Below are 14,356 nucleotides of genomic sequence, written 5' to 3' on the forward strand. Positions count from 1 at the left end.
CGAGTTTTTTCGATCGCACTATTATGTTCGGTGCGTTTTTCTACCGCACTTTTTCCCGCTGCGCCGTCGGTTACCGGCTGTACGGTTGATTGCGGCGGCACTGTTTCAGCCGGCGGTGTCATGTCGGCACGATTGGCGGTGTTATCATTTTGCTGTGCTGCTTTTTTGGCCTTGGCGCGCGCAATGGCGGCGGCGATGGCGGCTTTTTTATCGTCAAGTGCGGTGGAATTTTCGCCGGTTTTTTCGACCGCACTATTATGTTCGGTGCGTTTTTCTACCGCACTTTTTCCTGCTGCGTCGTCAGTTGCCGGCTGTGTGCGTGACTGCGGTGGCACTGTTTCAGCCGGCGGTGTCGCGTCGGCAAGATTGGCGGCGTTATCGTTTTGCGCCGCTTTTTTGGCCTTGGCGCGTGCAATGGCGGCGGCAAGCGCGGCTTTTTTATTATCAAGTGCGGTGGAATTTTCAGTAGTTTTTTCTACCGCACTTTTTTCCGCTGTACCGTCGGTTGTCGGCTGCGCCCTTGACGGTGTTTGTTGCTCCGCCTGCTGACGGGCTAAGCGGCGCGCTTTACGCTGCGCCATAATCTCGCTGTTATCCGGCACCACTTCGCCTTTGGCGTTCACCACAGTTTTAATCTGCGCCTGGGCGGCGTTCTGAGCGGCGGATTGTTTGGCTTTTAGCCGCTCTAATGCGGCTTGTACCGGATCGACGCCTTGCTGCTGCGCCAGTTCGGCACGACGGTTTTCCGCAGCGCGCTGGGCTCTGGCTTTACGCGCCTGTTCCTCTTTTTGCAGACGCGCCTGACGCGCTTCAAACCGCACTTTGGCCTCTTCGGCCTTGTGCGCTTTGTCTTTTATTTCCCACAGTTTGGCCTTTTCCTGACGGAAATATTGAATCAGCGGGATATGACTCGGGCAAACATAGGCGCATACGCCGCATTCAATGCAGTCTTTCAGGGCGTATTGCTCCGATTTTTCATGATCTTCGCTGCGCGCGAACCAGTACAGCTGCTGCGGCATTAAATGTACCGGGCAGGCGTCCGAACAGGCGGAACAGCGGATACAGGACTGTTCCGGCTCCGGCGGTGCATATTCGAAATGATCCGGCGCCAGCAGGCAGTTGGTCACTTTGGTTACCGGCGCGTTTAAATCGGGCAGAATCACGCCCATCATCGGGCCACCCATAAACACCGGGAAACGATCGTCATAATGATAGCCCGCCTGTTGCAGCAGATGGGCGATCGGGGTGCCGAAGCGCACCCATTGGTTGCCTTTGTGCGGGATTTTATCGCCGGTCAGGGTAACCACACGTTCAATCTGCGGCTCATCGTCCATAATCGCCCGTTTGACGGCAAAGGCGGTGCCGACGTTATGCATTAATACGCCGATACGGGAAGAGCGTTGGCCGCTCGGTACTTCCAGCCCAGTCAGCACCTGAATCAGCTGTTTTGACGCGCCGGACGGGTATTTGGTCGGAATCACGCGGATTTCGATGTCGTTCGCACCGTGCAGCGCGCGGGTCAGCGCCGCCACTGCCTGCGGTTTGTTATCTTCAATGGCGAGTACCACGTTTTCCGGGCGCAGAATATAACGCAGGATACGGATACCTTCGATAATTTCCGCCGGATAATCGCGCATCAGGCGATCGTCGCAGGTGATATAGGGTTCGCATTCCGCGCCGTTGATAATCAGCAGTTTAACCTGTTTTTCCGCCGAATGAATTTTGGCCGCGGTCGGAAATGCCGCGCCGCCCAGACCGGCAATGCCGGCGTGGTAAATGGTTTCGATCAGCTGTTCCGGCGTGCGGCTGAGAAAATCTTCGAGCGGCCGGCGTTCACGCCATTGATCCAGCCCGTCGGCCTGAATTTCGATGCACAGTTCGCTTAATCCCGACGGATGGGCGGCGACGTGCGGCGCAATGGCGGTTACCGTACCGGAAGTGGGCGCATGCACCGGTAGGGCGCGCAGCCCTTCGCCCAGCGTCAGCGGCTGACCTTTCAGAACTTTGTCGCCCGGCTTGACCAGAATATTGCCTGCGCTGCCGGCATGTTGTTTCACCGGCACATAATAGGTTTCTGCCAATGGCGCGCGGGTAATCGGCGTTTGGTTCGATTGGGATTTCATTTCCGGCGGATGAATGCCGCCGTCGAACGTCCATAGTTTACCCGAATTGAAACGGGCTAATACATCATTCATCACGCTCTCCCACAATCAGTTTTTTCTGCACCGACGTGGTATCCAGCACGGGAATAACCAGTTTCGGATCAAATTTCCAGCTCCAGTGTTCGATATCCGGTTTTACTTTAATCATGGAAATACAGTCGGTCGGGCAGGGGGCGACACAAAGCTCGCAGCCGGTACAGAGATCGGGAATGACGGTATGCACCGCCCGGTTGGTGCCGATAATGGCGTCAACCGGACAGGCCTGAATACATTTGGTACAGCCGATACACATATTTTCGTCGATAAAGGCAACTTTCGGCGTCGGATCTTCAGCCAGCTCGCTTGCCGGTACTTCCACCCCCAGCAAATCCGCCAGTTTAACCACCAGCGGTTGCCCGCCGGGGACGCATTTGGTGATCACATCGCCGTTAGCAATGGCCTCGGCATAAGGGCGACAACCGGGATAACCGCATTGACCGCATTGACTTTGCGGCAACAGGGCATCGATTTTTTCGACGATAGGATCCGCCTCAACTTTCAGTTTTATTGAGGCGATGCCTAAAATAATACCGAAAATCAACGCCAATACGGCAATGGCGATCAGCACATAATAAAAGGTTGTCATGTTACGCTCTCACCAGACCGGTAAAGCCCATAAAGGCAAGCGACATCAGGCCGGCCGTAATCAATGCGATGGAGGCGCCGCGAAACGGCAACGGCACATCCGCCGCCGCCAGCCGTTCACGCAGGGCGGCGAATAAAACCAGCACCAGCGCAAAGCCGAGCGAGGCGCCGAAACCGTAAATCACCGATTGGGTCAGATTATGCGCTAGATTAATATTCAGCAGCGCCACCCCCAGTACGGCGCAGTTGGTGGTAATCAGCGGCAGGAAAATACCCAGCAGACGGTACAGCACCGGGCTGGTTTTATTGATCACCATTTCGGTAAACTGAACCACTACCGCGATCACCAGAATAAAGACTAATGTGCGCAGAAAATTGCCGTTAAACGGCGTCAGCAAATAGCGATCGGCCAGATAAGAACACAATGACGCCACCGTCAGCACGAACATTGTCGCCAATCCCATGCCGACCGCGGTTTCGATTTTTTTCGATACCCCCATAAACGGACAAAGTCCCAGAAATTTAACCAGAACAAAGTTGTTGATAAGCGCGGTACTGATAATCAATAAAATATAATCTGTCATAGTGTTTTCGCTGATTTGATTAAGCCGTATATTATCTCTGTTTCTGCCGCCCAGGACAATAAAAAGTTTAGCGCGCGGAAATTTAACATAAAACGACCGCACTTTTTATGCCGAAAACGGGGGATATGCCGGCGTTTATGATGACAGGCACTGCGCCAGCGCGGGCTTGATCGCCGGATATTGAAAGCAAAAACCGGCGTGCAGCAGTTTGGTCGGCTGTATTTTCTGGCTGTCCAGCAACAGTTGCGCCCGTTCGCCGAAGACCAGTTTCAGCATGAACGCAGGGACGCTGACAAAGTGCGGTCGGTTTAGCAGCGATCCCAGCGCCTGATTGAATTCGCTGTTGCGTGCCGGATTCGGCGCCGACAGATTGAATGCGCCGCGGCATGACGGATTGTGCAGCAGAAATACAATGGCATTGACCATATCCGGCAGTGCGATCCAGCCCCAATATTGCCGCCCGCTGCCGAGTTTGCCGCCCAAACCTAAGCGATACAGCGGCAGGATCTGCGCCAACGCACCGCCGTTAGGCGCCAGCACGATACCGGTACGCAGCAGGCAGACGCGGGTTTCGGCACCCAGCGCGGCGGCTTCCCATTGCTGACAGAGACGGGCGGGAAAGGTGGTGCCGGGCATGCTGTCTTCGCTGATCACCGCCTCGCCCTGATCGCCATAATAGCCCGCCGCCGAGCCGGAAATAAAACTGTGCGGCGGATGGCTGCTGCGGTTAATTAGTGCGGTCAGTTTTTCGGTTAAATTCACCCGGCTGTAAAGCAGGCGATTTTTCTGCTGTGCCGTCCAGCGGCGCCGGAATATCGGTTCGCCCGCCAGATTAATCACGGCGTCAAAGGCGTTCAGATCGCGGAACTGATCCAGCGTGTCGATAAGCCCGACGCCGGCGGGCAGTTTGGCTTTTGCCTGCGTCGGATTTCGGGTCAGCGCAATGATCTGATGATCACGGATTAAACGGGGAATCAATGCGCGCCCAACCAGACCCGTGGCGCCGGTCAATAAAATTTTCATCGTTCCCTCCCGTCGTATGCGTTACAGTGAATTTTCAAATAGCTGCTGAATGTTGCTGATCAGGCGCTTAATTTCGGTGCCGGATGTCGGGGTGATAAAAATGGTATCGTCGCCGGCAATGGTGCCTAAAATGCCTTCCGCTTTGCCTACCGAATCCAGCAGGCGGGCGATAAGCTGGGCGGCGCCCGGACTGGTTTTTACCACGATCAGCGAGGCGTTGGAGTCGATGTCCAGCACCAGATTTTTAAGCGGGCTGCTGGTATTCGGCACGCTGAGTTCATTGGGCAGGCAATATACCATTTCCATGCGCGTATTGCGGGTGCGCACGGCGCCGAATTTGTTCAGCATGCGTGATATTTTCGATTGATTGATATTGTTGAACCCCTGCTGCTGCAAGGCGGTGACGATTTCGCTTTGCGAGCCGAACCGTTCTTGCGCCAGCAACGCCTTGAATGCAGCGGTTAAATTGTCGCTTTTTTCATTTGTCATCGGAATGCTCCAGATTCTGTCTTTTGCATAGATTTTGCATAAAAATGCAAAATAAGTAAATAAAATTTGTTTATCTGCGCTGTTTTCGGTGTGAAAACGCGCTGATTGGCGGGAAAACCTTGAGTTAGATCTCACTATTGGATTTATCCGTTTGAATTTGCGCAGGAATAAATTTAGAATTCAGAGGTTCAATTTGTAAACTTAATCAACATAAGGAGTTTTAAATGAAAGTAGCAGTATTAGGCGCCGCAGGCGGTATCGGTCAGGCATTGGCATTATTGTTGAAATTACAGTTACCGGCAGGTTCCGAATTATCGTTATATGATATTGCGCCGGTAACTCCGGGGGTGGCGGCGGATGTCAGCCATATTCCGACCGCGGTTAAAGTGCAGGGATTCGCCGGTGAGGATCCGACACCGGCTTTGCAGGGCGCGGATGTGGTGTTGATTTCGGCGGGTGTGGCGCGTAAACCGGGTATGGATCGCTCCGATTTATTCAATATTAACGCCGGCATTGTGCGTAATTTAATTGAAAAAGTGGCGGCGGTGTGTCCGCAGGCCTGTATCGGGATCATTACCAATCCGGTGAATACCACCGTTGCCATTGCGGCGGAAGTGCTGAAAAAAGTCGGCGTGTACGATAAACGCAAATTATTCGGGGTAACGACGCTGGATGTGCTGCGTTCCGAAACCTTTGTATCCGAATTAAAACAGCTGAACGTTTCCCGTACGGCCGTGCCGGTTATCGGCGGTCACTCCGGCGTAACGATTCTGCCGTTGCTGTCGCAGGTGCAGTATGCCGAGTGGAAAGAGGAGGAAATCGCACCGCTAACCAAACGTATTCAAAATGCCGGTACGGAAGTGGTGGAAGCCAAAGCCGGCGGCGGATCGGCGACACTTTCCATGGCGCAGGCGGCAGCCCGTTTCGCCCGCGCACTGGTAAAAGGGTTGAGCGGCGAAACCGTGGTGGAATGCACTTATGTGGAAGGCGACGGCAAATACGCCCGTTTCTTCGCCCAACCGGTTCGCTTGGGTAAAAACGGAGTGGAAGAAATTCTGCCGATCGGCCCGTTAAGTGCGTTTGAACAGCAGGCGCTGGAAGCGATGCTGCCGACCTTACGCGCCGATATCGAGCTGGGTGAGAAATTTGTTAATTCGTAACGCGAATTTATTGTTCAAAAAGGCGGCAATTAAGCCGCTTTTTTTGTTTTTTATGAAAATTTTTAGCTAAAACCGTGAGTTAGTTCACAAATTTGGTAATAACCATTTGCCCTGTGAGGGTTAATTCTGTATCCTACGCCCATCAAAAACAAGTGCTATTAATAAATAGCCGACATATTTTGCTTTCCGAGTAGTGCCTCCGTTAAACGAGGCACTTTTTTTATCTTATTTATACCAGTTGTAATCCGGATTAATCAGATTATCTTCGATTGCTCCCCAAGGTAAAACCAGTGTCACGTCACCATAGGCATAAGCATTTAACGCGTAAGGCGGATAAACGAAATGAATGCCCTCCGGACTGAAATAAAATTCCGGCGAAATGCTGAAATCCTGTTTCGAAATAAACGGCGGCTCCCCGTTCATTACATTGTCAACATAGTCTTTCCATAAGAACTCGAGGAGTTTGGGCTGCCCGCTTTCGGTCACTAAATCATCAAGGCGGATAATGGCTTTTTTATTGATATCGATATTGGTGTAAAACAGATAGTGCATGCCGTGCGCGCCGCCGGTATAGGTAGAGACCGCCTCTTCAAAGCTGACGACATTTTGACGCTGACCGAGATAATTCGCGTTGATGCATAAGTCGAATCCTAAAGCCGGTTCGCGCTTGATTTCATCCATGGCGGTGGTATGAATGGTTTCCAGTCGTTTGATTAAATCCGCTTTGCTCGGATTCTCTAACGCGGATTGGCTTTTTTCATCGGAATTAACAAGATAGCCGTATTGCTTTTTCACCAGCAGCGCATCTAGCCATGGTACGCCGGTTTCCGGCAGATAATCGCAGGTGTTGACCGTTGCCTGCGGAATATCCAGGTCATTTTTCGTTTTGGCATCGAATTCAATTTGCGCCTGTTTGTTGAAAATTTCGCTAATTTTCACCTGTAATGCCGGAAATTGCGCTTTAGCCTGCGCGAGTTCGTTTTGAATGGTCTGTTGATTGGCTTTCAGCTGTGCGACGCTGTGTTCCGACTGTTGCAGTTGCTGCGTTAAGTCGGTGATCTCTTTGTCGTTACAGGCGGAAAGCAGGGCGGTGCTGAGCAGCAGGAGGGGAACGGATTTTTTCATGATGGTTGCCTTATGCGGTTAAAAAAGGGCGGTTTCGCCCTTTTGTTCGGATTACATTTTTTCTACGGTTTTGATACCCAGTAAATCCAATCCTTGTTTTAGGGTTTTTGCGGTTAATAACGCCAGTTTCAAACGGCTGAGTTTTATCTCATCGTCGGCATTGAGGATTGGGCAATGTTCATAAAATGCAGAAAATAATCCCGCCAGTTCATACAGATAAGCGCAGAGAATATGCGGCGTTCCGTCACGACCGACAATTTGCACCGCTTCCTCAAATTGCAATAATTTAATCGCCAGCAAGCGCTCTTTTTCGTCGTCCAGTTTAATTGGCGCCGTTGATAAACTTTCCGCACTGATTGCTGCTTTGTTAAAAATAGAACGGATTCGGGTATAGGCATACTGCATATAAGGCGCGGTGTTGCCTTCAAAACTCAGCATATTATCCCAGTCGAATACATAATCGGTGGTGCGGTTTTTGGATAAATCCGCATATTTCACCGCACCGATACCCACCGCTTCCACTACCGCCGCTTTTTCCTGTGCGGAAAGTGCGGTGCTTTTTTGCGAAATTAATTTATCCGCCCGTTCAAGGGCTTCGTCTAACAGATCCGCTAGCTTCACCGTGCCGCCGCTCCGGGTTTTAAACGGTTTGCCGTCTTTACCCAGCATCATGCCGAAATTTTTGTGTTCCAGCTGGAAGCTGTCCGGCACATAGCCCGCCTTGCGGGTGATAAGCCAGGCCTGCTGCATATGCTGACTTTGGCGGGTGTCGGAAAAGACCAGGGCGCGATCGGCGTGCAGGGTTTCATAACGGTATTTTGCCGCGGCGATATCCGTTGTGGTGTAAAGATAACCGCCGTCTTTTTTCTGGATAATCACGCCCATCGGATCGCCGTCTTTATTTTTGAATTCTTGCAGATAAACCACCCAAGCGCCGTCGTCTTCCACTGCCAGCCCTTGTGCTTTCAGATCCGCCACAATGCCCGGCAGCATCGGATTATACAGACTTTCTCCCATGACGTCTTTTTCCGTCAGGGTAACGTTCAGCCGCGTATAATTGTGCTGATTCTGACGCATGGTAATATCCACCAGCTTTTTCCACATGGTACGGCAATATTCGTCACCGCCCTGTAGTTTGACGACATAACCGCGGGCTTTTTCGGCAAAATCCGGGTCGTTGTCATAATGCTCTTTCGCCGCGCGGTAAAAGGCTTCCAAATCGCTTAGCTGCATTGCGCTGGCATGTTCGTTTTCCATTTTTTCCAGATAGGCGATCAACATACCGAACTGAGTGCCCCAGTCGCCGACATGGTTGGCGCGGATCACCTTATTGCCGAGAAATTCCAGCGTGCGCACCACGGCATCGCCGATAATGGTGGAACGCAGATGGCCGACGTGCATTTCTTTGGCCACGTTCGGGGAGGAATAATCCGCCACTACGGTTTGTTTTTGTGATGTGCGCACGCCGAGTTTTTCATCGTCAAGGGCTTGCTGAAGATTCTCCGCCAGCCAGTGTTTGGCTAAGAAGATATTGATAAAGCCGGGGCCGGCGATTTCGGTTTTTTCCGCCATGCCCTGCAAATCCAGCCGGTCGATAACCTGCTGAGCGAATTCGCGCGGATTTTGTCCCAGTTTTTTTGCTGCCGCCATAATGCCGTTGGCCTGATAATCACCGAATTGCGGTTTTCCCGATTGACGCACTGACGCATCGCATTGCGCATCTGCGCCCGCTTTGAGCATCGCCTGTTTGATTTTGTCCGATAGAATGGATTGAATATTCACTGTGTATGTAACCTGATTTTGAATTGTGAAAGTAATCCGCTATGATACCGTTCTTTCGTGAGCCAGAAAAGATGAAGTGAGAAAAAATGATCAGCCCGAACCAAAATCATCCGCTGTTTTGTCAGACTTTTGTCCATTTATCGGATTTTATTGAATTTGAACGAAAAATCATTGCATTGGCGGCGGCAATGGCACTGCCGTTGCAAGCATACCCGATCGATCATCTGGCGGTGAGAGTAAATCAGCGTAAAGATGCCGAGCAATGGCTGACAGTGCTATTAAAGTGCGGTACAATTTTGAGCGATAATATCGTTAACGGTCGGCCTATTTACTTGATTAAATTGAATAAACCTCTGCGGTTTTGCGATCAAGACGTAGATATTATTGAATTGCCGTTTCCTAAAAATAAACTGTATCCGCAACATGCCTGGGAGCATATTGAAGTGGTGATTCCGTTTTTGTACAAAGAATCGACGGAAGAATGGGTTAAGCGCATTAATGCGTTATTTTTATGGAACAAATTAACCGATTTGAGCGTCAAAGTCAGCGAGCCGAAAGTGGAAGGCGAACGTCTGCCGAATCCTTCTGTCGCAGTGAGCTTTGCGCAGCAATCGGATAATCATACCTGTATTAAGGTTCATCCGTATCATATTAAAAAAATAATTGAGGTTTAACACCAATGAAAAAAGCTGCTTTAGCATTAACCGTTTTATTGAGCCTGGGACTAACTGCCTGTTCATCACATTCCGATGACAACAGCTACAAAGGCGAAGTGGTTTTCAGTGCCTATGAAGGAAGTAATTTAAAACTGACTATTCGCCGTGACAACTGTGAACCTTCGGACGGTAATGCGGAAATGATCGAGTTGGTTTATCCTTATGATTCCAATTTGGTCGTCGGTGCCTGCGTATCGGTTTCCGCGGACGATAACGGTAATCTGAGTATCAAAAATGTGTCGAGATCAAAATCGGCCTCTTGGTTGTCCAGAACCGGTAAACATTAATTTTGTTTAAGGTATTTTTATGAAAAAAATCAGTTTGGCATTTGCATTGTTATTAACGCTGGGATTAGCCGGTTGCGCCAATCAGGACATTTACAGCGGCAGCGTCTATTCCGGTGCGCAGGCAAAAGAAGCGCGTTCTATCAGCTACGGTACCATCGTATCCACCCGCCCGGTGAAAATTCAGGCGGATAATCAAGGCGTTATCGGTACGGTGGGCGGCGGCGTATTAGGCGGTATCGCCGGTTCCGGCGTCGGCGGCGGAACGGGACAAGCCATTGCCACCACGGTCGGCGCCATCGCCGGTGCGGTGATCGGCAGCAAAGTGGAAGAAAAAGCCAGTCAGGTGGATTCGCTGGAATTAGTGATTAAAAAAGACGACGGCAAGGAAATTGTCGTCGTACAAAAATATGAAGCCAATTTGGTTCCGGGCGCACGCGTGCGTATTGTCGGCGGTTCATCGTTGAACGTTTCGGCATTATAATCCCGGATTTCATGACGGATAAAGGCTTTCGGCATTCCCGGAAGCCTTTATTTTTGGCGTGAAATTTTTCCGATAACTACAATTTTTCTGTCAAACCGTGCTAAAATAGCCCGATTTTTTATTTATGTTTTACTATAAGGTTAGTGAATGAAACCCTCAATTATCAGTAAGTTAGATAGTTTAAATGAACGTCATGAAGAACTGGCCGCGCTGTTGGGCGACCCGTCCGTTATCAGCGATCAGGATAAATTCCGCGCCTACTCAAAAGAATATGCCCAATTGGAAGATGTGGTGACCTGTTTTGCCCGCTGGAAACAGCTGAATGAAAATTTGGAAGAGGCGGCGGCGCTACTGGATGATCCGAGCATGCGCGAAATGGCGCAGGAGGAAATCGAAACCTGTAAAACAGAACGGGAACAGGTGGAAAAACAGTTACAGATTTTACTGCTGCCGAAAGATCCGAATGATGAGTATAACTGTTATCTGGAAATCCGTGCGGGAACGGGCGGTGATGAAGCGGGGATTTTCGCCGGCGATTTATTCCGGATGTACAGCCGCTATGCGGAAAGCAAGCGCTGGCGGCTGGAAGTGCTGAGCGAAAATGAAAGCGAGCAGGGCGGATATAAAGAGATCATCGTCAAAATCAGCGGCGATAGCGTTTACGGCCAGCTGAAATTCGAGTCCGGCGGTCATCGGGTACAACGCGTACCGAAAACCGAATCGCAGGGACGTATCCACACGTCTGCCTGTACCGTGGCGGTGATGCCGGAATTACCGGAGAGCGAACTGCCGGAAATCAACCCGGCGGATTTGCGTATCGATACCTATCGTTCATCGGGCGCGGGCGGACAGCATGTGAACACCACGGATTCCGCCGTGCGCATTACCCATATTCCGACCGGTATTGTGGTGGAATGTCAGGATGAACGTTCACAGCATAAAAATAAAGCCAAGGCCATGTCGGTGCTGGCGTCACGAATTGTGCAGGCAGAGCAGGAAAAACAAGCCGCTCAGCAGGCGGACACACGCCGTAACTTACTCGGTTCCGGGGATCGCTCGGATAAAATCCGCACCTATAATTACCCGCAGGGGCGCGTGACCGATCACCGTATCAATCTGACCGTTTATCGTCTGGATGAAGTGATGAACGGCAAAATTGACGAGCTGATTCAACCGATTATCACCGAATATCAGGCGGATCAGCTGGCGGCCTTATCCGAACAGAATTAATCTTTTTATCCTCAGGCTCATTCCACAGACAGAATCGGTTGCAGTGAACAATATTTACCCACAATGTTATCAGCAATGGCAGGAAGCTGCCATTGACTATTTACAACCTTATCAGGCTCAGGATCCTTATGCGAACCCTAAAGCCGATGTTCGCCTGTTATTACAGTTTGTGACAGGGTGTGATCGCGCAACGCTTCTGGCCTTTCCGGAAAGGCTGCTGGATGAAAAACAGATAAGCACATTGTCACAATTATTAGCGCGTCGGGCCAAAGGCGAACCGATGGCGTATATTCTCGGCGAACAGGCATTCTGGTCGTTAAATTTACAGGTGTCCCAACGGACCTTAATTCCGCGTCCGGATACGGAAGTGCTGGTGGAGCAGGCGTTGGCGGCGGCGAAACAGCGCTTAATTTCACCGCACTTTGACGGTGAACTGGCGATTTTGGATCTCGGCACCGGTACCGGTGCTATCGCGCTGGCATTGGCGGCCGAACTGACGCCGCTGACGGAACAGCGCGGCGTCGGTTTAACGGTGTTAGGTGTGGATGTGATTGCCGAAGCGGTGGCATTGGCGGCCGGTAACGCTGAACGCAATCGGGTGAAAAATACGCATTTTATACAAAGCCATTGGTTTGAGGAAATCGGTCGCCGGCATTTTGATCTTATCGTCGCCAACCCACCGTATATTGACGCTCAGGATGAGCATCTGCGTTGCGGCGATGTGCGCTTCGAACCTTTATCGGCGCTGGTTGCCGGACAGCAGGGATATGAAGATCTGCACAAAATTATCCAACAGGCGCCGCAATATCTGAAAACGAACGGCTGGTTATTGTTGGAACACGGCTGGCAGCAGGGAGAAAAAGTGCGGTCGTTTTTTGCCTCGGATCTATGGCAGGCGGTTGCAAGCGTGCGCGATTACGGTGACAATGAACGGGTAACTTTCGGGCGAATAGCCAAAGGATAATTGTGATGAAGTATTATCAAAAAGCCTTGTATGACGAAATGACGTCTTTTTATTTGATCACCTGTGATGACGAAGGGGATGAACTTGCCCGTATCCGCGCTTTAATGGGGGCGCTGGTGCGCAAAGCTCGCAAGGCGATGCCAGCGGAGATGCGCGATAAAGACAAAATTCAGCGCTTATTGCAGCTGGTTTATCAGGATTGGGGCTTTCATTGCGACCCCGAACAGTATTTTCATTCCGACAAGCTGTATTTGCCGCAGGTGCTGACGACACACAGCGGCATGCCGGTGAGTATCGGCGCGATTGTGCTGTATTTGGCGGACAGCCTGAACCTGCCGCTGTATCCGGTGAATTTTCCGACCCAGCTGATTTTGCGCGCCGATATGGAGGACGAAACGCTGTTTATCGACCCTTGGAACGGCAAAATCCTTTCGCGCCGACGGCTGGAGACGCTGTATGAAGGCGCACTCGGTTTCGGTGCGACCCTGACGGCGGAGGTATTGGCACGGGCGGACGGGCAAGTGCTGATTGAGCGTTTCAGACAGCTGGCCAAAAACGCGCTGATTCGCGAGGAACACAATTACGCCGCGCTGCAATATATCGAAACCTTATTACACCGCCATCCGGACGATCCTTATGAAATCCGCGATCGCGGCATTGTGCTGGCGCAAATGGGCTGCTTTAAAGCGGCGGCGGGCGATTTGGAATATTTTATCGAAAAATGTCCGCAGGATCCGACCGCACTTTTGCTGGCGGGACAATTATCGGAACTCAAAAAAGAAACAGAATCTATTCATTAGAGGGAATGTACTATGCAAAATAAAATTGTGCGCGTCGGTGACATCGAGATTGCCAACGATAAACCGTTCGTGTTATTCGGCGGGATGAATGTGCTGGAAAGCCGCGATATGGCGATGGCGGTGTGTGAGAAATACGTCGAAGTAACGACGAAATTAGGCGTGCCTTATATTTTTAAAGCGTCTTTCGATAAAGCCAACCGCTCCTCCATTCATTCTTACCGCGGCCCGGGCATGGACGAAGGGCTGAAGATTTTTCAGGAGCTGAAAGATACCTTCGGCGTAAAAGTGATTACCGACGTGCATGAAATTTATCAGTGTCAGCCGGTGGCGGATGTGGTGGATATTATTCAGCTACCCGCGTTTTTAGCCCGTCAGACCGATTTAGTGGAAGAAATGGCGCGCACCGGCGCGGTGATTAATGTGAAAAAACCACAGTTTTTAAGCCCGGGGCAAATGGGCAATATTGTGGAAAAAATCCGCGAATGCGGCAATGATAATGTGATTTTGTGCGATCGCGGCACCAATTTCGGCTATGACAATCTGGTGGTGGATATGCTCGGTTTCAATGTGATGAGGCAGGTGTCCGACGGATGTCCGGTGATTTTTGATGTGACTCATTCACTGCAATGCCGGGATCCGTTCGGTGCGGCTTCGGGCGGACGTCGCGCACAGGTGACGGAACTGGCGCGCGCCGGTCTGGCGGTGGGGCTGGCGGGTCTATTTCTGGAAGCACATCCTGATCCGAATAATGCCAAATGCGACGGCCCGTCGGCATTGCCGCTGTCGAAACTGGACGCCTTTATCGCACAGATGAAAGCCGTTGACGACCTGGTAAAAGGATTCGAGGAACTTGATACCGCAAATTAAGGTGAAAAGTGCGGTGGATTTTTAATAAGTTTTGTCAAGAGATTGTTAAAATCCGCCGCCTG

Annotated in this window: 15 protein-coding genes; 8 read left to right on the forward strand and 7 right to left on the reverse strand. The window is 51.0% G+C overall.

The window, feature by feature from the left end:
* The 5 genes from rsxC to argR form a co-directional block, all read right to left on the reverse strand.
* Positions 1-2,195: electron transport complex subunit RsxC (rsxC, locus tag ACESOH_RS07780; RefSeq protein ID WP_373100611.1), on the reverse strand; the 2,195-nt coding region annotated here is incomplete at its 3' end.
* Positions 2,188-2,787 (reverse strand): electron transport complex subunit RsxB, encoded by a 600-nt coding sequence (rsxB, locus tag ACESOH_RS07785; RefSeq protein WP_032091984.1) that lies wholly within the window; start codon positions 2,785-2,787, stop codon positions 2,188-2,190. The genes rsxC and rsxB, both read right to left, overlap by 8 nt.
* A 1-nt stretch (position 2,788) precedes the next feature.
* Positions 2,789-3,370 carry an electron transport complex subunit RsxA gene (gene rsxA, locus ACESOH_RS07790; protein ID WP_032092245.1) on the reverse strand — a complete coding sequence of 194 codons (582 nt, stop codon included), beginning with the start codon at positions 3,368-3,370 and terminating at the stop codon, positions 2,789-2,791.
* Positions 3,371-3,505: 135 nt separating this feature from the next.
* Positions 3,506-4,393, reverse strand: a complete 888-nt coding sequence (locus ACESOH_RS07795) for a TIGR01777 family oxidoreductase (RefSeq protein WP_373100612.1) — start codon at positions 4,391-4,393, stop codon at positions 3,506-3,508.
* A gap of 21 nt (positions 4,394-4,414) precedes the next feature.
* On the reverse strand, positions 4,415-4,882 hold the full coding sequence (argR, locus tag ACESOH_RS07800) for a transcriptional regulator ArgR (protein ID WP_373100613.1): 468 nt from the start codon (positions 4,880-4,882) through the stop codon (positions 4,415-4,417).
* Positions 4,883-5,106: 224 nt separating this feature from the next.
* On the opposite strand from argR, the gene mdh reads away from it, so the two are divergent.
* Complete coding sequence (gene mdh / locus ACESOH_RS07805) at positions 5,107-6,042, forward strand: malate dehydrogenase (RefSeq protein WP_373100614.1); 936 nt, start codon at positions 5,107-5,109, stop codon at positions 6,040-6,042.
* Between the two features lie 225 nt (positions 6,043-6,267).
* On the opposite strand, the gene ACESOH_RS07810 is transcribed toward mdh, so the two are convergent.
* Positions 6,268-7,167: a DUF3298 domain-containing protein gene (locus ACESOH_RS07810; protein ID WP_373100615.1), complete on the reverse strand. Its 900-nt coding sequence runs from the start codon at positions 7,165-7,167 to the stop codon at positions 6,268-6,270.
* Positions 7,168-7,218: 51 nt separating this feature from the next.
* Positions 7,219-8,949: an arginine--tRNA ligase gene (gene argS, locus ACESOH_RS07815; protein WP_373100616.1), complete on the reverse strand. Its 1,731-nt coding sequence runs from the start codon at positions 8,947-8,949 to the stop codon at positions 7,219-7,221.
* An 86-nt stretch (positions 8,950-9,035) separates the two neighbouring features.
* On the opposite strand from argS, the gene ACESOH_RS07820 reads away from it, so the two are divergent.
* The 7 genes from ACESOH_RS07820 (at position 9,036) to kdsA (ending at position 14,294) form a co-directional block, all read left to right on the forward strand.
* A complete protein-coding gene (locus ACESOH_RS07820) occupies positions 9,036-9,623 on the forward strand; it encodes a VOC family protein (protein WP_373100617.1) in 588 nt (195 codons plus the stop codon).
* A gap of 5 nt (positions 9,624-9,628) precedes the next feature.
* On the forward strand, positions 9,629-9,952 hold the full coding sequence (locus tag ACESOH_RS07825) for a hypothetical protein (protein WP_373100618.1): 324 nt from the start codon (positions 9,629-9,631) through the stop codon (positions 9,950-9,952).
* Positions 9,953-9,971: 19 nt separating this feature from the next.
* A complete protein-coding gene (locus ACESOH_RS07830; RefSeq protein WP_032091978.1) occupies positions 9,972-10,433 on the forward strand; it encodes an outer membrane lipoprotein in 462 nt (153 codons plus the stop codon).
* A 147-nt stretch (positions 10,434-10,580) separates the two neighbouring features.
* Positions 10,581-11,663, forward strand: a complete 1,083-nt coding sequence (gene prfA / locus ACESOH_RS07835; RefSeq protein WP_032091977.1) for a peptide chain release factor 1 — start codon at positions 10,581-10,583, stop codon at positions 11,661-11,663.
* Between the two features lie 43 nt (positions 11,664-11,706).
* On the forward strand, positions 11,707-12,627 hold the full coding sequence (prmC, locus tag ACESOH_RS07840; RefSeq protein WP_373100619.1) for a peptide chain release factor N(5)-glutamine methyltransferase: 921 nt from the start codon (positions 11,707-11,709) through the stop codon (positions 12,625-12,627).
* Positions 12,628-12,632: 5 nt separating this feature from the next.
* Positions 12,633-13,427 (forward strand): SirB1 family protein, encoded by a 795-nt coding sequence (locus ACESOH_RS07845; RefSeq protein WP_373100620.1) that lies wholly within the window; start codon positions 12,633-12,635, stop codon positions 13,425-13,427.
* Between the two features lie 12 nt (positions 13,428-13,439).
* A complete protein-coding gene (gene kdsA / locus ACESOH_RS07850) occupies positions 13,440-14,294 on the forward strand; it encodes a 3-deoxy-8-phosphooctulonate synthase (RefSeq protein WP_373100621.1) in 855 nt (284 codons plus the stop codon).
* Positions 14,295-14,356 lie beyond the last annotated feature (62 nt).

Origin of the sequence: Necropsobacter rosorum (genome assembly GCF_964241405.1) — a bacterium.
Taxonomy (GTDB): Bacteria; Pseudomonadota; Gammaproteobacteria; order Enterobacterales; family Pasteurellaceae; genus Necropsobacter; species Necropsobacter rosorum.